At 77.4% G+C, this 20,846-nt stretch carries 22 protein-coding genes; 3 read left to right on the top strand and 19 right to left on the bottom strand.

The genetic code is table 11. From position 1 onward, the window contains the following. Positions 1–14: 14 nt before the first annotated feature. A complete protein-coding gene (locus ACI79Z_RS12400; protein ID WP_387986932.1) occupies positions 15–590 on the bottom strand; it encodes a TetR/AcrR family transcriptional regulator in 576 nt (191 codons plus the stop codon). An 83-nt stretch (positions 591–673) separates the two neighbouring features. On the opposite strand from ACI79Z_RS12400, the gene ACI79Z_RS12395 reads away from it, so the two are divergent. Then, positions 674–1,552: an SDR family NAD(P)-dependent oxidoreductase gene (locus ACI79Z_RS12395; RefSeq protein ID WP_456902800.1), complete on the top strand. Its 879-nt coding sequence runs from the start codon at positions 674–676 to the stop codon at positions 1,550–1,552. Here the strand turns inward: ACI79Z_RS12395 and ACI79Z_RS12390 are convergent. Beyond that, on the bottom strand, positions 1,534–3,459 hold the full coding sequence (locus ACI79Z_RS12390) for a PucR family transcriptional regulator (protein WP_456902799.1): 1,926 nt from the start codon (positions 3,457–3,459) through the stop codon (positions 1,534–1,536). The genes ACI79Z_RS12395 and ACI79Z_RS12390 overlap by 19 nt on opposite strands. A 280-nt stretch (positions 3,460–3,739) precedes the next feature. On the opposite strand from ACI79Z_RS12390, the gene ACI79Z_RS12385 reads away from it, so the two are divergent. After that, positions 3,740–4,729, top strand: a complete 990-nt coding sequence (locus tag ACI79Z_RS12385) for a DUF2877 domain-containing protein (protein ID WP_387986923.1) — start codon at positions 3,740–3,742, stop codon at positions 4,727–4,729. Positions 4,730–4,861: 132 nt separating this feature from the next. Here ACI79Z_RS12385 and hisG read toward each other — a convergent pair whose 3' ends face one another. The 7 genes from hisG to rpe all read right to left on the bottom strand — a co-directional run bounded on the left by hisG (position 4,862) and on the right by rpe (position 10,312). Beyond that, a complete protein-coding gene (gene hisG / locus ACI79Z_RS12380) occupies positions 4,862–5,728 on the bottom strand; it encodes an ATP phosphoribosyltransferase (protein ID WP_387986921.1) in 867 nt (288 codons plus the stop codon). 31 nt (positions 5,729–5,759) lie between these two features. Continuing rightward, complete coding sequence (locus tag ACI79Z_RS12375; RefSeq protein ID WP_387986919.1) at positions 5,760–6,023, bottom strand: phosphoribosyl-ATP diphosphatase; 264 nt, start codon at positions 6,021–6,023, stop codon at positions 5,760–5,762. Then, positions 6,020–6,547: a 6,7-dimethyl-8-ribityllumazine synthase gene (gene ribH / locus ACI79Z_RS12370; RefSeq protein WP_456902798.1), complete on the bottom strand. Its 528-nt coding sequence runs from the start codon at positions 6,545–6,547 to the stop codon at positions 6,020–6,022. The genes ACI79Z_RS12375 and ribH overlap by 4 nt, the downstream gene beginning before the upstream one ends. A gap of 76 nt (positions 6,548–6,623) precedes the next feature. Then, positions 6,624–7,946, bottom strand: a complete 1,323-nt coding sequence (locus tag ACI79Z_RS12365; RefSeq protein WP_387986914.1) for a bifunctional 3,4-dihydroxy-2-butanone-4-phosphate synthase/GTP cyclohydrolase II — start codon at positions 7,944–7,946, stop codon at positions 6,624–6,626. Then, the gene (locus ACI79Z_RS12360) at positions 7,943–8,578 is read right to left on the bottom strand and encodes a riboflavin synthase (protein WP_456902797.1); all 636 of its coding nucleotides are present in this window, start codon (positions 8,576–8,578) and stop codon (positions 7,943–7,945) included. The genes ACI79Z_RS12365 and ACI79Z_RS12360 overlap by 4 nt, the downstream gene beginning before the upstream one ends. A 1-nt stretch (position 8,579) precedes the next feature. Then, positions 8,580–9,641 carry a bifunctional diaminohydroxyphosphoribosylaminopyrimidine deaminase/5-amino-6-(5-phosphoribosylamino)uracil reductase RibD gene (ribD, locus tag ACI79Z_RS12355; RefSeq protein WP_456902796.1) on the bottom strand — a complete coding sequence of 354 codons (1,062 nt, stop codon included), beginning with the start codon at positions 9,639–9,641 and terminating at the stop codon, positions 8,580–8,582. After that, entirely contained in the window at positions 9,638–10,312 is a 675-nt protein-coding gene (rpe, locus tag ACI79Z_RS12350) for a ribulose-phosphate 3-epimerase (protein WP_387986903.1), read from the bottom strand. Before rpe ends, ribD begins: the two co-directional genes overlap by 4 nt. A gap of 67 nt (positions 10,313–10,379) precedes the next feature. On the opposite strand from rpe, the gene ACI79Z_RS12345 reads away from it, so the two are divergent. Then, positions 10,380–11,000: a GPP34 family phosphoprotein gene (locus ACI79Z_RS12345; RefSeq protein WP_456902795.1), complete on the top strand. Its 621-nt coding sequence runs from the start codon at positions 10,380–10,382 to the stop codon at positions 10,998–11,000. Between the two features lie 7 nt (positions 11,001–11,007). Here the strand turns inward: ACI79Z_RS12345 and ACI79Z_RS12340 are convergent, their stop codons facing one another. From ACI79Z_RS12340 to mihF, 10 genes are all read right to left on the bottom strand, one after another. After that, complete coding sequence (locus ACI79Z_RS12340; RefSeq protein ID WP_387986898.1) at positions 11,008–11,514, bottom strand: hypothetical protein; 507 nt, start codon at positions 11,512–11,514, stop codon at positions 11,008–11,010. Between the two features lie 49 nt (positions 11,515–11,563). Beyond that, positions 11,564–12,967 carry an RsmB/NOP family class I SAM-dependent RNA methyltransferase gene (locus ACI79Z_RS12335; RefSeq protein WP_387986896.1) on the bottom strand — a complete coding sequence of 468 codons (1,404 nt, stop codon included), beginning with the start codon at positions 12,965–12,967 and terminating at the stop codon, positions 11,564–11,566. Between the two features lie 73 nt (positions 12,968–13,040). Continuing rightward, positions 13,041–14,018, bottom strand: a complete 978-nt coding sequence (fmt, locus tag ACI79Z_RS12330) for a methionyl-tRNA formyltransferase (RefSeq protein ID WP_387986893.1) — start codon at positions 14,016–14,018, stop codon at positions 13,041–13,043. Further along, positions 13,967–14,500 (bottom strand): peptide deformylase, encoded by a 534-nt coding sequence (def, locus tag ACI79Z_RS12325; protein ID WP_387986891.1) that lies wholly within the window; start codon positions 14,498–14,500, stop codon positions 13,967–13,969. Before def ends, fmt begins: the two co-directional genes overlap by 52 nt. A gap of 34 nt (positions 14,501–14,534) precedes the next feature. Further along, positions 14,535–16,481, bottom strand: a complete 1,947-nt coding sequence (locus tag ACI79Z_RS12320; protein WP_456902794.1) for a primosomal protein N' — start codon at positions 16,479–16,481, stop codon at positions 14,535–14,537. 234 nt (positions 16,482–16,715) lie between these two features. After that, positions 16,716–17,909 carry a methionine adenosyltransferase gene (gene metK / locus ACI79Z_RS12315; RefSeq protein WP_456902793.1) on the bottom strand — a complete coding sequence of 398 codons (1,194 nt, stop codon included), beginning with the start codon at positions 17,907–17,909 and terminating at the stop codon, positions 16,716–16,718. 94 nt (positions 17,910–18,003) lie between these two features. Next, the gene (gene coaBC, locus ACI79Z_RS12310) at positions 18,004–19,230 is read right to left on the bottom strand and encodes a bifunctional phosphopantothenoylcysteine decarboxylase/phosphopantothenate--cysteine ligase CoaBC (protein WP_456902792.1); all 1,227 of its coding nucleotides are present in this window, start codon (positions 19,228–19,230) and stop codon (positions 18,004–18,006) included. Positions 19,231–19,308: 78 nt separating this feature from the next. Then, positions 19,309–19,572 (bottom strand): DNA-directed RNA polymerase subunit omega, encoded by a 264-nt coding sequence (gene rpoZ / locus ACI79Z_RS12305; RefSeq protein ID WP_089305624.1) that lies wholly within the window; start codon positions 19,570–19,572, stop codon positions 19,309–19,311. Between the two features lie 55 nt (positions 19,573–19,627). Then, entirely contained in the window at positions 19,628–20,191 is a 564-nt protein-coding gene (gmk, locus tag ACI79Z_RS12300) for a guanylate kinase (RefSeq protein ID WP_387986879.1), read from the bottom strand. A 94-nt stretch (positions 20,192–20,285) separates the two neighbouring features. After that, on the bottom strand, positions 20,286–20,642 hold the full coding sequence (gene mihF / locus ACI79Z_RS12295) for an integration host factor, actinobacterial type (protein ID WP_387986876.1): 357 nt from the start codon (positions 20,640–20,642) through the stop codon (positions 20,286–20,288). Positions 20,643–20,846 lie beyond the last annotated feature (204 nt).

Here is a 20,846-nt window from a genome sequence, read left to right as displayed (position 1 = left end):
CCGCCCGGCGCAGGTCAGGCCTCCAGGAGGCCGGGCAGCCGGTCCAGGGCCGCCGTCAGCAGGTCCGGCAGGTCCCCGGCCTCGCCGGCCAGCCAGCCGGCCCGGGCGACCTCGAAGCAGGCGACGACGAGCTTGGCCAGCAGCAGCGCGTCCCCGGCCGGGACGCCGCGGGCGGCCAGCCCGTCGGCGAGCGCGGCCTCCCAGCGGCGCAGCTCGGCCGCCGCCCGCGACCGCAGCGCCGGCACACCGGCCACCACCTGCTCGCGGGTGAGCAGCAGGTCGCGCAGCGGGGCGACCCGACCGGCGATCGCGACGGCGGCCGTGCGCAGCGCCGCCCACGGGGACAGGTCGGGCGGGGCGTCGGCCACGGCCGTCGCGGCGGCGGCGAGCAGGTCGTCCTCGAGGCCGAAGAGCAGGTCCTCCTTGTCGGCGAACAGCCGGAACAGCGTGCTGCGCGAGACGTCGGCCGCCGCCGCCACCTGCCCGGTGCTCGTGGCGGCGTAGCCCTGCGCGGCGAACAGGGCGACCGCGCGGCGGGTCACCTCGGCACGCAGCCGCCGGCGCCGTCGCTGCGCGGCCGTCTCGGTCACCGCCACCTCCTGTTGACACGGCGTCCCATCCTGGCACAGAGTCCCACATCGGGACGCCGTCCCGCGAGGCCCCGGGAGGCACGATGGGCGACATCCGCACGGCCCTGGTCACCGGGGCGACGTCGGGGCTCGGGCGGGCCGCCGCCGGGCACCTGGCGGCCACCGGGCAGTGGCGCCTGCTGCTCGGCGCCCGCGACGCCGCCCGCGGCGCGGCGGTGGCCGCCGAGCTGGGACCCCTGGCCGAGGTGGTCGACCTGGACCTGGCCTCCCTCGGTGCCGTCCGGGCGGCCGCGGCCCGCGTCGCCGCCGGCGAGCCGCTGGACGCGCTGGTGCTCAACGCCGGCGTCCAGCTGCCGGTCGCCGACGAGGCGAGCGCCGACGGCCACGAGCTGACCTTCGCGGTCAACCACCTCGCGCACTTCTTGCTCACCGTGGAGCTGCTGCCGCACCTGGCGCCCGGCGCGCGGGTGGTCGTGGTCGGCAGCGGCACCCACTGGGGCACCTGGCGGAAGTCCGGGCCGTTCCCGGCGCCGCGCTGGGCCGACCCGCGCGAGCTGGCCCGCCCGCGCCGGGAGTCCGGGCAGCGCGCCTACGCGACGTCCAAGCTCGCCAACGTCCTCTTCGGCGCCGAGCTGGCCCGCCGGCACCCGGAGGTCGACGTCGCCGTCTTCGACCCCGGCCTGGTGCCGGGCACCGGGCTGCACCACCGGTACCCCGCCCCGGCCCGCGCGGTCTACACCGGCCTCGCGCCCCTGCTGGCCCGGCTGCCGTTCGCCTCCAGCGTCGACGAGGCGGCCGCCCGGCTCGCCGCCGCGGTCACCGGCCCGCCGGGCACCAGCGGGCGCTACCTCGAGCGCGGCGTCGAGGCGCCGTCGTCGCCGGACAGCCGAGACCCCGGCCGCGCCCGGGAGCTGTGGGAGGCCAGCCTGGAGCTGACCCGGCCTCAGACCAGCGCGTCGTAGCCGTCGTCGGGGGGCAGCAGCCCCGAGTCGACCGGCGGGCGGTGCGGCTGGTCCAGCCCGCGCATGCGCGCGGCGTGCAGCGCCAGCAGCAGGTTCAGCCGCAGCGTGGGATCGGTGGTGAAGGGCCCGAGCAGCCGCTCGAGCTTGCCGATCCGGTAGCGCATCGTGTTGTAGTGGAAGTGCAGTCGGCGGGCGGACTCCGCGACGTTGAGGTTGGTCTCCAGCAGCACCCGCAGCGTCTCGCGCAGGTCGGCCGAGTCCGGGTCGGCGGCGTCGGCCAGCGAGCCGAGCACCTCGTCGACGTAGGAGCGCAGCTCCGTGCTGTCCGGGATGAGCGACAGCAACCGGAACACCCCGAGCTGGTCGAAGTGGGTGACCGCGGCCGCGCCGTGGATCTCCTGCCCCACGCCGAGCGCCCGCTGCGCCTGCTGGTGCGCCTCGCCCAGCGCCGAGATCGACTCCGCGGGGCGGCCGATGCCGGTGCCGAGCACCCGGCCGACCCGGCGCACCCGCGCGTTGACCCGCGAGGTCACCGCGGTGACCAGCGAGGTGATCTCCTCCGGCGTCCGGCCGTCCAGCGGCAGCACCGTGACGATCTCCGTGGACAGCCCCGCCACGGCGGCGCCGCTCACCTCGGTCTCCAGCGCCGCCCGCCAGCCGTCGGCCAGCCGGTCCAGGACGTCGAGGGCCCGGGTGGGGTCGGCCGCGGGGTCGGCGGCGGTCTCAGTGGCGGTGACCAGGACGACGACGGGGCCGTCGAGCCGCCAGCCGAAGGAGCGGGTCTGGGCCAGCGCCCGCTCGGTGTGCCGCAGCGAGCCGCCGACCAGCCGGCGGACCAGGTCGCCCTGGAAGCGCAGCTCCACCGAGTGCACCGCCTGCTGGCGGATCACCGACAGCGCCGAGACGACGGCGGCCCGCTCCAGCACGCCGCCGGCGCCGACCACCATCTGGCCGCTGCGGTGCACCGCGACCAGCCAGCCGTGCCGCTGGTCGCCGGCCATGATCGGCGCGACCGCGTACTCCCCCACCCCGCCGGGCAGCTCGTGGTGGCCGGGGACGAGCAGGATGCCGTCGGCCGGGGACAGGTCGGCGTCGGCGAGCACGTCGGCGGGCGTGACGACGGTCTGGTCGGCGCGCACCCCCGACAGCCGGTGGGCCGGCGCCATCATGGCCAGCTCGTCCTCGGCCTCGGCGTCGAGCAGCCACAGCCAGTCGCTGATCTCGGCGACGTCGGCGGGCGGGCCGGCGCTGGTGACGATCTCCCGGTCGGAGCCGAGCCCGAGGACGGCGGCGCCCTCGAGGTAGGTGGCCAGCTGCTCGGTGACCTCGGCCAGGCCGCCGCCGCTCAGCGCGACGTCGATGAACTGGTCGTGCATGCGGGCGGAGACGGCCAGCGCCTCGCCCTGCCGGCGCACGACCGCGCCGAGCACCTCGGAGACGGCCTCGTCCATCCGGACGGTGGCCGGCAGCGCCACCACGGGGAACCCGTGCCGCTCGGCCTCGGCGAGCACCTCGGCCGGCACCGCGGGCGGCCCCTCGGTGCGGCGGAAGGCCAGCGCGGCGGCGCCGACCTGCAGCAGCCGGTCCACCAGGGCGCGGCCGGCGGCGGCGTCGGCCGGGGGCAGCCGGGCGCCGAGGACGACGAGGACGTCGGGACCGGCGGTGGCCAGCGGGGCCGACGGGTCGTCGACGACCATGTGCCGGACGACGCGGCCGGTCCCGGAGCGCCCGGCGACCACCTCGGCGCCCACCAGGCGGGGCAGGCGCAGCGCCTCGTCCAGGCGGAGGCCGACGCGGTCGCGCCACCCGGCGCGCTCGTCGCGGGCAGGCAGGGCGCGGGACGGAGAGGGGTTCTGCCACCCGTGGGGTAGCTGCAGCGGCGCAGTCGGGTACATCGCCGAAGTCATCGGCGTATCACTGTGAGTCACGACTCGCCCTCCTCCTCACCCGTCGTCCTTCTCGAGTTGCGGGAAAATGGCAGGTGTGCCTGGACGGGCACCCCCATTCTTGGCCACATTCGCCATAAGAGGACGTGCGACGCGCCGCATAGCTTCGAGCCAGTCGGACCGTCCGCTGGATGGTAGGCGCTCCCCCCAGGTGGTGCGTCTCACCCTCCGACGGCCGGTCCGAGGGGCGGGAGTCGAGCGGAGGGTCGCTCCCGCTGTCCGACGGGGAAGGGCTGCACACATGCGCACCATCGACCACTCGACCACCGGTTCTCCGACCGCACCGGGGCGCGCCGCCCGTGCCGGCGTCCCGACGATCCCCCTGCCCCGCTCGTCGGCGCAGGAGACGCTGCGGACGGCGTCGCCGGCACGCGCCGCCTCGGCGGTCCCGGCCTCGGCCAGCACCGGCGTGGCCGACCTGCTGCGCGGTCCCGTCCGCCCCGCGCGGGTGCTCATGAGCATGCCCGCCGCGGTGTACCTCCAGGTGCCCACCGAGCGCGGCACCGACGTCGTCGGTGTGCTCACCAGCGACGCCGCCCGCCTGCCCCTGGGCTGCGTCCTCTTCCGGCCCAGCAACGGCCGTCCCCTCGTCGCGCTGCCGAGTGGTGCGCCCGCGGAGGTCGGTGGCGGCCGGATCGTCGTCGGCGACCTGGTCGTGCGCGCCGCGGCGTGGTGGGACCCGCGGCCGCGGCTGCCCAGCCCGCGTCCGGCGCTGCTGCCCGAGGGCGTGCGCCAGCTGCGCACCACCCTCTACGGCGAGGGCGTCCCGCACAGCGCGTTCACGCTGCCCGGCCTGCCCGCCGGCCCCGGCGGCCCGCTGGCCGCGCTGCGGGGCGCGGTGCGCCGGGCCGACCTCGACGCCGCGCTGCGCACCGCCGCCCGGCTGATCGGCCTGGGCCCCGGCCTCACCCCGGCCGGCGACGACGTCATGGCCGGCACGATGGCCGGCCTGGTGCTGCTGCGGCACCCGGCCGCCGAGCGGTTCGCCGCCGGTGTCTACTCGCTGGCCGCCGGCCGCACCACCGAGCTGTCCCGGGCGCTGCTGCGGCACGCCGCGGCGGGACGGGTCAGCGGCGAGTACGCCGCGGTGCTGCAGGGCCTGGTCGGCGAGCGCCCGCTCGGCCCGGCCATCGAGGGCCTGCTGGCCACCGGCTCCACCAGCGGCCGCGCCATGGCGCTGGGCCTGTGCACCGCGATCGACCTGGTCGACCGGACCACCCGCGCCCGCTGACCGCACGACGACCCGACGGCGGCCCCCTCCCCACCTGGGGAGGGGGCCGCCGTGGTGAGGTGCGGGAACGGCCACCCTCCAGGGTCCCGCCGCCTGCGCTCGCGCGGCGTGGGCGGAGGGGCGGTCCCCCGTCTAGAGACGGCAGGCGTGGATGCTCGTGACCAGGATGGCGCGGGCGCCGAGTTCCCAGAGCTCGTCCATCACCCGGTTGGTGTCGGACTGGCGCACCATCGCGCGCACCGCCGACCAGCCCTCGGTCTGCAGCGGGCTGACCGTCGGGCCCTCCAGGCCGGGGGTGAGCTCGGTGGCCCGGGCCAGCAGCTCGTTCGGGCAGTCGTAGTCGAGCAGCACGTACTGCCGGGCCACGAGGACCCCGCGCAGCCGCCGCCGCAGCTGGGCGACGGCGGGGATCTCCTCCGAACCCTCCCGGCGCACGAGCACCGCCTCGCTGGTGAGCACCGGCTCGCCGATGATCCGCAGGCCCGCGGCGCGCAGCGTCGTCCCGGTCTCGACGACGTCGCACACCGCGTCGGCCACCCCGAGGCGGCAGGCGGTCTCCACCGCGCCGTCGAGCTTGACCACGCCGGCCTTGATCCCCGACTCGTCGAGGTACCGCTGCAGCAGCACCGGGTAGGCGGTGGCGATCCGCCGTCCGGCCAGCTTCTCGACCGAGTCGATGCCCGACTCGACGGGGCTGGCGAACCGGAACGACGAGCGGCCGAAGCCCAGCGGCATGACCTCGACGGCGGTCGGGCCCTCGCCGTCGGCCGGCGCGGTCTCCAGCAGCATGTCGCGGCCGGTGATGCCGACGTCGAGGGTGCCGGCGGCCACGTAGACGGCGATGTCGCGCGGGCGCAGGTAGAAGAACTCGGTGTCGCTCTCGGGGTCGTAGACCGCGAGGTCCTTGGTGCTGCGCCGCTGGCGGTAGCCGCTCTCGGCGAGCATCGCGGCCGCGGGCTCGCTCAGGACGCCCTTGTTGGGCACGGCGATGCGCAGCACTGTGTGTCTCCTGTGGGTCGACGGCGGTGGTTCAGAGGTGGGTGTAGACGTCGTCGAGGGTCAGCCCGCGGGCGAGCATGAGGACCTGCACGCGGTAGAGGAGCTGGCTGATCTCCTCCGCCGTCCGCTCGGGCCCCTCGTGCTCGGCGGCCATCCAGGACTCCGCCGCCTCCTCGACCACCTTCTTGCCGGCGGCGTGCACGCCGTCGCGGACGGCGGTCACCGTGCCCGAGGCGGGGTCGCCCGCGGCGACCTTGGCCGACAGCTCGGCGAACAGCTCGTCGAAGCGCTTCACGCCAGCCCCTGCCCGACGGCCGGGGTGGCCTGGAAGCCGGTGGAGTGCCGCGGCCCGCGCAGGTCGCGGAGGGTGAGCGCGGTGGCCAGCGCGGCGACGGCGGCCTCCCAGCCCTTGTCCTCGGCGGAGCCGGGCAGGCCGGCGCGGTCGCGGGCCTGCTCCTCGGTGTCGCAGGTGAGCACGCCGTTGCCGACGGGCCTGCCGGCGTCCAGCGCCACCCGGGTGAGGCCCGCGGTGACCGCGTCGCAGACGTACTCGAAGTGCGGGGTGCCGCCGCGGATGACCACGCCGAGCGCGACGACGGCGTCGTGCCGCTCGGCCAGCGCCTGGGCGACCACCGGCAGCTCCACCGCGCCCGGCGCCCGGACGACGGTCGGCCGGTCGATGCCGCTGGCGCGGGCGGCCTCGACGGCGCGGGCGAGCAGCGCGTCGGTGATCTCGGCGTGCCAGGTGGTCGCGACGATGCCCAGCGTCAGCCCGGCGGCGTCGACCGCGCCGGCCTCGGGGCGTCCCTGCCCGCTCACGCCGCCTCCTCGCCGACGGTCGCCGGCCGCGTGCGCGGACCCGCTGCTGTGCCCCTCGGTGGACTCGCCGGCTCGTTCACAGCCGCTGCTCCCTCTGGCCCAGCGGGACGTCGGTGCCCGGGACGGTGGCGTGCTCACCGGTGGGGACGTCGGCGGGGCCGGACTCGGTCTCGGGCTCGATGATGTCGAGCAGGTGGCCCATCCGGTCGCGCTTGGTGCGCAGGTAGGACAGGTTCTCGGCGGTGACGTGGCTGGGCAGCGGCACCCGGCCGGTGACCTTGAGGCCGTAGCCCTCCAGGCCCGCGCGCTTGGCCGGGTTGTTGGTCAGCAGCCGCATGGTGTGCACGCCGAGGTCGACGAGGATCTGCGCGCCGGTGCCGTAGTCGCGGGCGTCGGCGGGCAGGCCCAGGTCGAGGTTGGCGTCGACGGTGTCCACGCCGGCGTCCTGCAGCTGGTAGGCCTGCAGCTTGTGCAGCAGGCCGATCCCCCGGCCCTCGTGCCCGCGGATGTAGAGCACGATCCCGCGGCCCTCGTGCGCGACGGCGGCCAGCGCGGCCTGCAGCTGGGGGCCGCAGTCGCAGCGCAGCGAGCCGAAGACGTCGCCGGTGAGGCACTCGGAGTGCACGCGCACCAGCACGTCCTCGCCGTCGCCGATGTCGCCGTAGACGAAGGCGACGTGCTCGCGCTCGTCGTAGGAGCTGCGGTAGCCCACCGCGGTGAAGGTGCCCGGCGCCAGCGGCACGGTGGCCTCGGCGACCCGCTCGACCAGCTTGTCGAACCGCTTGCGGTAGGCGATGAGGTCGGCGATGGAGATCAGGCACAGGTCGTGCTCGTCGGCGAAGACCCGCAGCTCCTCGGCGCGGGCCATGCCGGTCGGGTCCTTCTCGCTGACCAGCTCGCACAGCGTGCCCGAGGGGCGCAGGCCGGCGAGGACGGCGAGGTCGACGGCGGCCTCGGTGTGCCCGGGTCGGCGCAGCACGCCGCCGTCCTTGGCGCGCAGCGGCACGATGTGGCCGGGGCGGGCGAGGTCGGCCGAGGAGGTGTCCGCGGCGGCGAGCAGCCGGATGGTGTGCGCGCGGTCGGCGGCGGAGATGCCGGTGGTCACGCCCTCCCGGGCGTCGACGGTCACGGTGTAGGCGGTGCCGCGGCGGTCCTGGTTGACCCGGAACATGGGCGGCAGGTCCAGCCGGTCGGCGTCGGCCTCGGTGACCGACACGCAGATGTAGCCCGAGGTGTACCGGACCATGAAGGCCACCAGCTCGGGCGTGGCGAGCTCGGAGGCGAAGATCAGGTCGCCCTCGTTCTCGCGGTCCTCGTCGTCGATGACGACGACGGGGCGGCCGTCCTTGATCGCCGCGATGGCGCTCTCGACGGTGTCCAGGCGGACGGTGCCGCTCATCGGCGCGCTCCCAGCAGGCGTTCCACGTACTTGGCGATCACGTCGACCTCCAGGTTGACCGGGTCCCCGGGGGCGCGTCCGCCCAGCGTGGTCTCCCGGAGGGTGGCGGGGATGAGGCTCACCTCGAACCAGGGCCCGGGGTCGTCGGCGGCGCTCAGCGCGCTGACCGTGAGCGAGACGCCGTCCACGGTGATCGAGCCCTTCTCGACGACGTAGCGCGCCAGCTGCGGCGGCAGCGCGACGCGGACGACGTCCCAGCGCTCGCCCGGCGTGCGGGACACGACGGTGCCGACGCCGTCGACGTGGCCCTGCACGACGTGCCCGCCCAGGCGGCCCCCGGCGGCGACGGCGCGCTCGAGGTTGACCGGGTCGCCGTCGCCGAGGGTGCCGAGGCTGCTGCGGCGCAGCGTCTCGGCCATGACGTCGGTGGACCACACCTGGTCGCCGTCCGGGCCGGGCTCGACGCCGGTGACGGTGAGGCAGACGCCGTTGACCGCGATCGAGTCGCCGAGGCGCACGTCCTCGAGCACGCGGCGCGCGCGGATGCGCAGCACCGCGGCGTCGCCCGCCGGGCCTCCCAGGTCCTCGCGTGCGGCGAGGGAGCCGACCTCCTCGACGATGCCCGTGAACACGTCAGCCCCTTCCGTCCGCGTCCGGTCGCTCTCCAGTGTGCCGGGTCGGCCGCAGGCGGATCTGCACGTCCCCGCCCAGCAGGGTGACGTCCCGGACCTCGAGGGACAGCGCCGCGCCGATCGTGCTGATTCCCAGGTCCCCCACCAGCGGGGGACCGGCGCCGAGCAGCTTCGGGGCGAGGTGGACGACGGCCTCGTCGACCAGCCCGGCGCGGAGGAAGGCCGCGGCCAGGGTCGGGCCGCCCTCGAGCAGCACCCGGCGGACGTCGCGGTCGAACAGCTCCGCGAGCAGCTCCGCCGGGCCGGCCGCGCGGCTGACGTGGGTGGGCGCGGCGCCGTCGAGCACCCGCGCGGTGGCCGGCAGCCGCCCGCGGCGGTCGTGCACGACGCGCAGCGGCTGGCGGGCGGCGTCCCGGCCGTCGGCGTCGCGGACGGTGAGCTGCGGGTCGTCGGCCAGGGCGGTGCCCGACCCGACGACGACGGCGTCGCAGGTGGCGCGCAGCGCGTGCACGGCGGCGCGGGCCGTGGGCCCGGTGATCCAGCGGCTGGTGCCGTCGGCGGCGGCGACGCGCCCGTCGAGGGTGGCGCCCACCTTCCAGACGACGAACGGCCGGCCCGCGCGGACGCCGGTGAGCCACGCGGCCAGCGCGCCCTCCTCGGCGGCCTGCCGCTCGACGCCCACCTCGACGTCGACGCCGGCCGCGCGCAGCCGCCCGGCGCCGCCGCCGGCCAGGCCGGTGGGCTCGGGCACGGCGACGACGACCCGCGCGACGCCGGCGGCGAGCAGCGCGTCGGCGCAGGGGCCGGTGCGGCCGGTGTGCGCGCACGGCTCGAGGGTGACGACGGCGGTGCCGCCGCGGGCGCGCTCGCCGGCCCCGCGCAGCGCGTGCACCTCGGCGTGCGGCCCGCCGGGCGGGGAGGTGGCGCCCTCCCCCACGACCGCGCCGCCGGCGTCGAGGACGACCGCGCCGACCGGCGGGTTGGGGCTGGTGGTCCCGAGGACGCTCTCGCCGAGCGCCCGTGCCCTCGCCATGGCGGCCTGCTCGGCCGGGGTGACCGTCACCCGGCGGTCGCCGCCGTGGCCCGGGCGCGCAGGGCGGCGATGGCGCGGGCCGGGTCGTCGGCGCCGTAGACGGCCGAGCCCGCGACGAAGACGTCGGCGCCGGCCTCGGCGGCCCGCTCGATGGTGTCGGCGTTGATGCCGCCGTCGACCTCCACCAGGACCTGCAGGTGGCCGGTGTCGACCAGCTCGCGGGCGCGGCGGACCTTGGGCAGCACCTCGGCCATGAACGCCTGGCCGCCGAAGCCGGGCTCGACGGTCATGACCAGCAGGGTGTCGAAGTCGCGCAGGACGTCCTCGTAGTCCTCCAGCGGCGTGCCGGGCTTGATCGCCAGGCCGGCCAGGGCGCCGGCGGCGCGGACGTCGCGCGCGACGCCGCGGGGGTCGCCGGTGCAGGCCTCGGCGTGCACGGTGACGTTGCGGGCGCCGAGCTCGGCGTACCCGGGCGCCCACCGCTCGGGCGCCTCGATCATCAGGTGGCAGTCGAGCGGGATCGGGCTCACCGCCTGGATCGCCTCGACCACCGGCCGCCCCAGGGTGAGGTTGGGGACGAAGTGGGCGTCCATGACGTCGACGTGCAGCCAGTCGGCGTCGGCGACGCGGGCCACCTCCTCGGCCAGCCGCGCGAAGTCCGCCGAGAGCAGGCTGGGGGCGATCATCGGGGTCCGGGCCACGTCGTCCGAGTCTAGGCAGCCGGTGATCACCCCCTCGCGGCGCCGCCGTCCCACTACCGTGCCGCCCGTGTCAGACACCGGGGTGGCCGCGCGGGTCGCCGCGCTGTGCCTGGACCCGCGCGGGCGCCCGGGTGACTGGTCGGTCTGCGGTCCGGCCGTCCGCGCGGGCCTGCTGCTCGACCTCGGCCTGGACGGCCGGGTGACCCAGACGGCCGACAGCGTCGTCGTGGACCGGTCGCCGACCGGGTCCGCCGCCGCCGACCGGCTGCTCGCCGCGATCGCCACCGGGCCGGAGCGGTCCCTCGACAGCTGGGTCGAGGACGGACCGGTCGGCCTGCGCGACGTCGCCGACGCGGAGGTCGCCGCCGGCCGCTGGCACCGGCGGCGGCTGCGGTGGCGCCGGGACCGGTTCGTGCCCGACCGCGAGCGGCTCGACGTCGACCGCACCCGGGACCCCGGCCTGCTCGACGACGGGTGGAGCGCAGGGGACGCCGCCGTCGTCGCCGTCGCCCTGGCCGCCGGGCTCCGCGGCGGGGGCCCGGTGCCGCCCGCCGCGGAGCTGGTCGCCGCCACCGGTGCCGCCGCGTGGCTGTGCGGGGCGGTCACCGAACACCTGCACGCCACCGCCCGCCGCTACCGCGCGCAGGCCACGGCGCTGCGCGCGGGCGACGCGCCCGGCCCGGCCTGACCGGCGCTCAGTCCCGGTCGGGCAGCGCGGTCCAGTCGGCCCAGGACAGGTCGCGGCCGACGTGGCGCGGCGCCCGCAGCGGCCACTCCGCGGCCAGCCAGCGCGGGACGAAGGCGTCCAGCGCCGCCTCGACCTCGGTGCCGGCCAGGCGGTCGACCACCCACCAGGACACCTCGGCGTCGGCGTCACCGGCCTTCTCCGGCGGGTCGACGTAGACGCAGCCGAGCAGCTCGGTCTCGTCCTCGTCGAGCAGCGCGTAGTTGAAGCTCTCGTGCGCCTCGATCTCCCGCTCGTGGCGGGCGAGGTCCTCCCGGTCCTGCTCCTCGGTCATCGTCGCGGGCGGCCAGCCCCACGCGTCGCCGTAGATCCCCCACAGCCGCTCGCGGGAGCCCATGACGGCGGGGAAGTCGATGGCGGTGTCGGCCGCGCGGATCGGGCGCAGGTGGTGGCCGGTGGGCAGGTCGGCACGGAGGGGGTGGACGAAGTCGTCGGGGAGCCAGGAGTCCGAGGGCACGGCGGGGCAGGCTAGGCGACGGACGTCGGTCGTGGGGCCCCGCCGCGCCTCAGCCGGTGCGGCGCAGCAGGGCCAGGAACATGGCGTCGGTGCCGTGCCGGTGCGGCCACAGCTGCCCGTACGCGCCGCGCTCGATCCCGGGGACCTCGGGGAACAGCGGCGCCACCGGCAGCACCTCGACGTCGTCCCGCGCGGCCGCGGCGTCCGCCACCGCGACGGTCTCCGCCGCGTGCGGCGAGCAGGTCACGTAGGCGACGACGCCGCCGGGGCGCACCGAGGCCAGCGCGCGGTCCAGGAGCGCCGTCTGCAGGCCCACCAGCGGGCCGACGTCGTCCGGCGTCCGCCGCCAGCGCACCTCCGGCCGCCGGCGCAGCGCGCCCAGCCCGGTGCACGGCGCGTCGAGCAGCACCCGGTCGAACGAGCCCGGCGCCCACGGCGGCTCGCGGCCGTCGGCGACGAGCACCTCCACGTCGTCCTCCCCCGCCAGCGCCCCGCGCACCAGCTCGGCGCGGTGCGGCGCGCGGTCGGCGGCGGTCAGGTGCACCCCCGCCGGGCGGACGGCGGCCAGCAGCCCCGCCTTGCCGCCGGGCCCCGCGCAGACGTCCAGCCAGCGCCCGTCCGGGCCCTCCAGCGGCGCGCGGGCGAGCAGCAGCGCGGCGAGCTGGCTGCCCTCGTCCTGCACCGCGGCCCGGCCCGCCCGCACCGAGGGCAGCCGGCCCGGGTCTCCCCCGCCCATCCGCACCGCGTACGGCGACCACGGCCCCGGCGTCCCGCCGGACTCCTCGGCCAGTTCGTCGCGGGGCACGTGCCGGGCGACCAGGTGCACCTCGGGCGCGGCGTCGTCGGCGAGCAGCGCGTCCTCGAGCTCGGCGTCCCCGGCCGCACCGCCGCCCAGCGCCTCGCGCCAGGCCGACACGATCCACCCGGGGTGGTCGGTGGCCAGCGCCAGCCGCCGGTCGCCGTCGGCGCCGAGCCGCTCGAGCCAGGCGGCGCGGTCACCGCCGGCGGCCACCTTCCGCAGCACGGCGTTGACCAGCCCGGAGGCCCCGGCGCCGACGATCGCGCGGGTGAGGTCGACGGTGGTCGCGACGGCGGCGTGCGCCGGCACCCGCAGGTCGAGCAGCTGGTAGGCGCCCAGGCGGAGCAGGTCCAGGACGCGCCGGTCGAGGTCGGCCAGCGGGCGGTCGACCAGCCGGGCGAGCACCGCGTCGAGCGTGCCCTGCGCGCGCAGGGCCCCGTAGGCCAGCTGGGTGGCGAAGGCGGCGTCGCGCGGCTCGAGGGAGCGCTCGCGGAGCAGCTGCGGCAGCAGCAGGTTGGCGTAGGCCTCCCGCGCCGACACGCCGTCGAGGACGTCGTAGGCGGTCAGCCGGGCACCGTCGAGCGCCGGACGGCGCGGCGGGCGGTCGCGGCGCCCACCGCGCGGGCCGGCCGGGCGCCGGGGCGGGCGGCTCACGACTCCCCCTCGCCGGCGCTCGTCGTCGCCACGGGCCGGGCTGCTCCGCCCCTGCGTGACCTCGCGAGCCCGGTCACGAGCCCAGCCGCTCGCCGGGTGCCGGACGGGCGCCGCGGGCCCAGTCGGCCGCGGGCAGCACCCGCTTGCCCGCCGGCTGCACCTCGCCCAGCCGCACCGAGCCGCGGCCGGTGCCGACGACGACGCCGCCCGGCCCGGCCGACACCTCCCCGGGCGCCAGCGCCGGGGCGCTCGGCAGCGGCTCGACCGGGCCCAGGCGCAGCCGGTCGCCGCGCCAGGTGGTCCACGCGCCCGGCACCGGGGTCACCCCGCGCACCCGCCGGTCGACGACGTGCGCGGGCAGCTCCCAGTCGACCCGGGCGTCGGCGGTCTCGATCCGCGGCGCGAGGCTGACCCCCTCGGCCGGCTGGGGCCGCGGGACCAGCGTGCCGGCGGCGATGCCGTCGAGGGTGGCGACCAGCAGCCGGGCGCCGCTGACCGCCAGCCGGCCGAGCAGGTCGCCGGCGGTGTCGCGCGGGCCGATCGGCTCGGTGACCACGCCGAAGACCGGGCCGGTGTCCAGGCCCTGCTCGAGCCGGAAGGTGCAGGCGCCGGTGACCTCGTCGCCGGCCATGACCGCGTGCTGCACGGGCGCGGCGCCGCGCCAGGCCGGCAGCAGCGAGAAGTGCAGGTTCACCCAGCCGTGCGCGGGCAGCTCCAGCGCCGCGGGCGGGACCAGCGCGCCGTAGGCGACCACCGGCGCGCAGTCGACGGCGAGGTCCGCGAGCTGCCCGAGGAACTCCGGCTCGCGCGGCGAGCGCGGCTGCAGCACCGGCAGCCCGGCGGCGTCGGCGCGCTCGGCCACCGGGGAGCGGCTGACCTTCCGGCCGCGGCCGGAGCGGGCGTCGGGCCGGGTGAGCACGGCGACCACCTCGTGGTCGGAGGCCAGCAGCGCGTCCAGCGAGGGGACGGCGGCCTCGGGCGTCCCGGCGAACAGGAGCCTCAGTGGGGGCTCACCTCCACGCGCGGCACCCAGGCGCCCATGCCGGCCCACTCGGCCTCGGCCAGCGCGGCCCGTGCCGCGGCGGCGGCCTCGGGGTCGAGCCGGTCGACGAACACGACGCCGTCGAGGTGGTCGACCTCGTGCTGCACCGCGCGGGCCAGCAGGTCCGAGCCCTCCACCCGCACCGGGTCGCCGTGCTGGTTCCAGCCGGTGGCGACGACGTGCAGGTGGCGGCGGCAGTCGAAGCGGAAGCCCGGGATGGACAGGCAGCCCTCGGGCGCCTCCTCGGTCTCGTCGCCGACGAGGTCGACCGAGGGGTTGACCAGGTGACCCACCTCGCCGTCGACGTACCAGGTGAAGACGCGCAGTCCGACGCCGATCTGCGGCGCGGCGAGCCCGGCGCCGCCGGCGGCGTGCATGGTGTCGGTCAGGTCCGCGACGAGCCGGCGCAGCTCCGCGTCGAAGTCGACGACGGGCGCCGCGGGCCGGTGCAGGACCGGGTCGCCCAGCAGCCGGATGGGGGTGACGCTCACCCGCCCAGCGTAGGTGGGGGCGGGCGGGGACCCGTCACACGAGGTCGAGCGGGTCGAGCTGGACGCGGACGTGCTCGGGCACCTTGCGGGCGCTGCGCACGCCCTGCACCTCGGCCAGGGCGGTCGCCAGCGCCAGGCCCTCGGTGCGCGGCACCCGCACGAGGTACCGCTCGCGCTCGCCGTCCTGCCCGGGCCGCGGGGGCTCGGGCACCGGGCCGAGGAGGTCGGCGTCGTCGGGCAGCCGCGCGGCGCCCAGGAACTCCGCCAGCGCCGCCGGCGACCCGGACAGCGCGGCCATCCGGGTGGCCGGCGGGAAGCCGAGCTCGCGGCGGTCGGCGAGCTCGCGCCCGGCCAGCCAGCCCGGGTCCCAGCGGACCAGCGCCTGGACGACGGGGTGCGCGGCGTCGGCGGCGACGACGACCGAGCCGTGCGCCCGCACGAGCGTGGCGGCGTTCATCCAGCGGCGCAGGGTCTCCTCCCCCGCCCGCAGGTCCGCCCGCCCGAGCAGCGCCCACGAGTCCAGCAGCAGCGCGGCGCCGTAGCCGCCCTCGGCGACCGGCTCGGCGCCCGGCGTGGCCACGACCAGCTGCGGCCCGGCGGGCACCGACGGCAGCACGCCGGACCCGCGTCCGGACACCCGCACCGGCGCCCCGGGGAACGCCCGGCCCAGCTCCTCGGCGGTGCGGTTGGCGCCGACGACGGAGGCGCGCAGCTTCGTCCCGTGGCAGTGCGGGCAGTCGAAGGTGGCCGCGGGCCGGGCGCACCAGCGGCAGGCGGGCACCCGCGAGCCGCCCGGCCCGGGCGTGGGCGCGATGCCCAGCGGCCCGGAACAGACCGCGCAGCGGGCCGGCGCCCGGCAGCGGTCGCACGACAGCCCGGGCGCGTAGCCGGCGCGCGGCACCTGCACCAGCACCGGCGTGCCCTCGGCCAGCGCCGCGCGGGCCACCCGGTGGGCGAGGCTCGGCAGCCGGGCGGTGCGCGCGGCCGGGTCGCGGGCCAGCTCGTGGTCCTCGCCGAGGGCCTGCACCCGCGGGGCGACCGCGCGCAGCGTGGCGCGGTCGGCGACGAGCTCGTGCGCCCAGCCGCTCTCGACCAGCAGCGCCGCCTCGGCGGTGCGCGCGGTGGCCGCGACGACGGCGGCGCACGAGGACAGGTGGGCGCGGTGCACCAGCACGTCGCGGGCGTGCGCGTACGGGGCGCGGGGCTCGGCGTGCAGGTCGTCGCCGTCGTCCCAGATCGCGACCAGACCCAGGTCGGCGACCGGCGCGAAGGCCGCCGCGCGGGTGCCGAGGACGACCTTGGCGCTGCCGCGGGCGGCGTCGAGGAAGCGGCGGTAGCGGGCGTCGGGGGCGGCGTCGGCGCGGAGCACGACGAACGACCCCTTCGGCAGCCGGGCGCCGGCCGCGGCCTCCAGCCGGTCCAGGTCGCGACCGTCGGGGACGACCACCAGCGCCCCCCGGCCGCCGGACAGCGCCGCCTGGCACAGCTCGGCCAGCCGGGCCGGCCAGTCCTCCCCCGGCAGCGCCGTCCACACCGCGCGGGCGGGCCGGCCCTCGGCGACGGCGGCCAGCAGCGCCGGCCCGGTCGGGTAGCGGGCGAAGCCGGCCGGGTCCGGCGGCGCCGGCGGCGCCGGGGGCTCGGCCGGCGGGCGCTTCTCCGCGGCCGCCCGGCGCGGCGGGACGGCCAGCCGCAGGACGTCGGTCAGCGTGCCGCCCCAGCGCTGCGCGACCGAGCGGGCCAGCGCGGCCACCTCGGGGGTGAGCACCGGCTCGGAGGAGACCAGCTTGGCCAGCGGGGCGAGCGTGCGGCCGGAGTCGCTGACGTCGGTGAGCTCGAGGACGAACCCGTCGACCAGCTGCCCGGCGAAGCGCACCCGCACCCGGCAGCCGGCCCGGACCTCGCCGGCCATCTCGTCCGGGACCGCGTAGTCGAAGGCCCGGTCGAGGTGGGCCAGCGGCACGTCGACGACGACCCGGGCCACCCGCGGGGTGCGGGCAGCCGGGCCGGCCGGCGCGTCCGTGGTCTCGGGACTGGCGGGTGCCGAGGTCAGCGCTGTTCTCCGTTCGGCGGGGTCGTGTCGCAGCAGTGTCCCCGCCGGGTCCGACATCCCGGCCCCGCTGCAGGGGCCCGCCGTGAACCCGGTGACGTGCTGGGAGGCCACCCTCCGGGCCCCCCGCCTGCGCCTGCGAGGCGTGGGGGGAAGGGTGGTCCTCCGTCAGCCCACGGCGGAGCGGAGGGCCTCCACGCGGTCGGTGCGCTCCCACGGCAGCTCGACGTCGGTGCGGCCGAAGTGGCCGTACGCGGCGGTCGGGCCGTAGATCGGCCGCAGCAGGTCCAGGTCGCGCACGATCGCGCCGGGGCGCAGGTCGAACACCGTGGTGACCGCCTTCTCCAGGACGTCGTCCGGGACGGTGCCGGTGCCGTGGGTGTCGACGAACAGCCCGACCGGGTGCGCGGCGCCGATGGCGTAGGCCACCTGCACCTCGCAGCGGCGGGCCAGGCCGGCGGCGACGACGTTCTTGGCCACCCAGCGCATCGCGTAGGCGCCGGAGCGGTCGACCTTCGAGGGGTCCTTGCCGGAGAACGCGCCGCCGCCGTGGCGGGCCATGCCGCCGTAGGTGTCGACGATGATCTTGCGGCCGGTCAGCCCGGCGTCGCCCATCGGGCCGCCGATGACGAACTTGCCGGTCGGGTTCACCAGCAGCCGGTAGCCGTCGGTGGGCAGGCCGAGGGCCTGCAGCTCCGGCTCGACGACGAGCTCCTGCACGTCGGGGGTGAGCAGCTGCTCGATGGAGATGTCCTCGGCGTGCTGCGAGGAGACGACGACGGTGTCGACGCCGACCGGCCGGTCGTCCTCGTAGACGACGGTGACCTGGGTCTTGCCGTCGGGGCGCAGGTAGGGCACCGAGCCGTCCTTGCGGACCGCGGACAGCCGGCGCGAGAGCCGGTGGGCCAGCGCGATCGGCAGCGGCATGAGCTCGGGGGTCTCGTCGGTGGCGTAGCCGAACATCAGGCCCTGGTCGCCGGCGCCCTGGCGCTCGATCTCGTCGTCGGTGGTGCCGGTGGTGCGCGCCTCGTAGGCGGTGTCCACGCCCTGCGCGATGTCCGGCGACTGCGCGCCGATGGAGACGCTGACGCCGCAGGAGGCGCCGTCGAAGCCCTTGCGGGAGGAGTCGTAGCCGATCCGCAGCACGGTGCGGCGGACGACGTCGGCGATGTCGACGTAGCCGGCGGTGGTGACCTCCCCGGCGATGTGGACCTGACCGGTGGTGATGAGCGTCTCGACGGCGACGCGGCTGCGCGGGTCCTGCGCCAGCATCTCGTCGAGGATCGCGTCGCTGATCTGGTCGGCGATCTTGTCCGGGTGGCCCTCGGTCACCGACTCGGACGTGAAGAGGCGGCGTGGCACTCGGTTCTCCCTGGGTCGGTGACGAGATCGCGGCGCGGCCTGCCCGCGCCGTGGGAGCAACTTACCGGCGCGTCCAGCCCGTGGCAGCCGCCGGTCAGGCGAGACGGGGCAGGACGACCTGCCAGACCGCCGCGGCGACGGCGTCCTTGCTGCCGTGGGGCACCTCCGTGGCGGTGCCGTCGGCGGCGAGGACGACCGCGGCGTTGTCCGGGCGGCCGAACACCCCGCCGCCGGAGACGTCGTTGACGACGAGCAGGTCACAGCCCTTGCGGGCGAGCTTGGCGCGGGCGTGGGCCAGCACGTCGGCGTCGGCGTCGCCGGTCTCGGCGGCGAAGCCGATCACGAGCTGGCCGGGGGCGCGCTTGGTGACCAGCTCGGCGAGCACGTCGGGGTTGCGCACCAGCGGGACGGCGTCGGGCTCGCTCGCGCTGTCCTTCTTGAGCTTGGTGGCCGCGACGGTGGCCGGCCGGAAGTCCGCGACCGCCGCCGCCATGACGACGACGTCGGCTGCCGCCTCCCCGCCCGACCCAGCCTCGGCGAGCATCGCGGCGCGCAGCTCCTCCGCCGTCCCGGCCGGGACCACGCGGACGCCGAACGGCGCGGGCAGGTCGACGTTGGCCGCGACGAGGGTGACGTCGGCGCCGCGGGCGGCGGCGACGCGGGCCAGCGCCCAGCCCTGCCTGCCCGACGAGCGGTTGCCCAGGTAGCGCACCGGGTCCAGCGGCTCGCGGGTGCCGCCGGCGCTGATCAGGACGCGGCGGCCGGTGAGGTCGGCCCGCACGACGTCGGCGCCCGCCGCGAGGACCACCTGCGCCAGCGCGGCGACGTCGGCGGGCTCGGGCAGCCGGCCGGGCCCGGAGTCGGGGCCGGTCAGCCGGCCGACGGCCGGCGGCAGCACGATCGAGCCGCGGCGGCGGAGCGTGGCGACGTTGTCCTGGGTGGCCGGGTGCAGCCACATCTCGGTGTGCATGGCCGGCACGAACACCACCGGGCAGTGCGCGGTGAGCAGCGTCGCGGTGAGCAGGTCGTCGGCGCGGCCCGTCGCGGCGCGGGCGAGCAGGTCGGCGGTGGCCGGCGCGACGACGACGAGGTCGGCGGTCTGCCCGATCCGCACGTGCGCCACCTCGGGCACCTCCGACCAGACGTCGGTGGTGACCGGGTGGCCGGACAGCGCCTCGAAGGTCGCCGCACCGACGAAGTGCAGCGCACCGGGGGTGGGGACGACGCGGACGTCGTGCCCGGCCTCGGTCAGCGCGCGCAGCAGCAGGGCGGCCTTGTAGGCGGCCACGCCCCCGGCGACGCCCAGCACGATCCGGCTCATGCGCTCCATCCTCCCGCAGACGCGACGACGCCCCCGGCCAGGGCCGGGGGCGTCGTCACCACTTCGGGGCCGGGCGGCCTAGTTGTCGCCGGCGGTGTGGGTCAGCAGGCCCTCGTTGATCTCGCGCAGCGCGATCGACAGGGGCTTCTCCTGGGGCGCGGTGTCGACCAGCGGGCCGACGTACTCGAGCAGGCCCTCGGAGAGCTGGCTGTAGTAGGCGTTGATCTGCCGCGCGCGCTTGGCGGCGAAGATCACCAGGCCGTACTTGCTGCTGGTGCGCTCGAGCAGCTCGTCGATCGGCGGGTTGGTGATGCCCTCGGGGGCGGGTGCGACTCCGGACACGGGCGGGCGTGCTCCTCGGTTGGCTCGGTGGGAGTGAGGGGCCTCGGGTGGCCGGTCACTCGGAGGCGCCGGCAGCCTTTCCTGCCGACGGCGCGACCAGCAATCCTACCAACTCGTCCGCGGCCCTCGCGACGTCGTCGTTGACCACCACGACGTCGAACTCCCCCGCGGCGTCCAGCTCGGCCTGCGCGATGGCGAGCCGGCGCTCCTGCACGGCCGGCGGCTCCGAGCCGCGGCCGGCCAGCCGGCTCTTCAGCTCCGCCCACGACGGCGGGGCGAGGAAGACGAGCTGCGCCTCCGGGGCGCGCGCCCGCACCTGGCGGGCGCCCTGCAGCTCGATCTCGAGCAGCGCCGGGGCCCCGGCCGCGAGACGCTCGCGGACCGGGGCGGCCGGCGTGCCGTAGCGGTTGCCCGCGTACTCGGCCCACTCGAGGAGGCCGTCCTCGGCGACCAGCCGGTCGAACTCGGCGTCGCTGAGGAAGTGGTAGTGCACTCCGTCGACCTCGCCCGGGCGCTGCCGGCGGGTGGTCACCGACACCGAGACCCACACGTCGGGGTGCCGGCGGCGGACCTCGGCGACGACGGTGCCCTTGCCGACCCCCGAGGGTCCGGAGAGCACCGTCAGGCGCGCCGGGGCAGGGATCGGCTGGGCAGTCGGCAACGGGTGGTCCCTCGTGGTGCTGGCGTCGGACGGGTGGTGCGGCGGGGCGACCTCAGACCGTCGAGTCGGCGGGCACCTGGTCGGCGACGACGTTCTCGCCGCCGAACTCCGCCTCCAGCGCCTTGCGCTGGTTGGCGCCCAGGCCGCGCACCCGGCGGGTCGGGGAGATCTCGAGCCGCTCCATGATCTTCGCAGCCCGGGCCTTGCCCACGCCGGGCAGGGACTCGAGCACCGCGGAGACGCGCATCTTGCCGATGACCTCGTCGGTCTCGCCCTGCTTGAGGACGTCGCCGACCGTGGCGCCCTTGCTCTTGAGCCGCTCGCGGAGCTCGGCGCGCGCCTTGCGGGCGGCGGCGGCCTTCTCCAGGGCGGCGGCGCGCTGTTCGGGGGACAGGTCGGGGAGGGGCATGGTGCGTCCCATCGTGTCGTTGCCGGGGATCTGCGACCCGGCGGGTACGTGCGGTGTCGGGAGCGGGGCCCGCGGTCTGGGCGCCGACGATCAACCTAGTAACCACGAATCCGCAGGTCACGCGCTGTTTGCACGAGGTTTTCGACCTCCGGTCGCCCGCTCGTGACGCCCTGTGGAAGGTCGGCGTGACCGTCCGTGAACACC

The organism is Geodermatophilus sp. SYSU D00663, from assembly GCF_054050655.1.
This window is presented reverse-complemented; position numbering and strand designations above follow the sequence as displayed.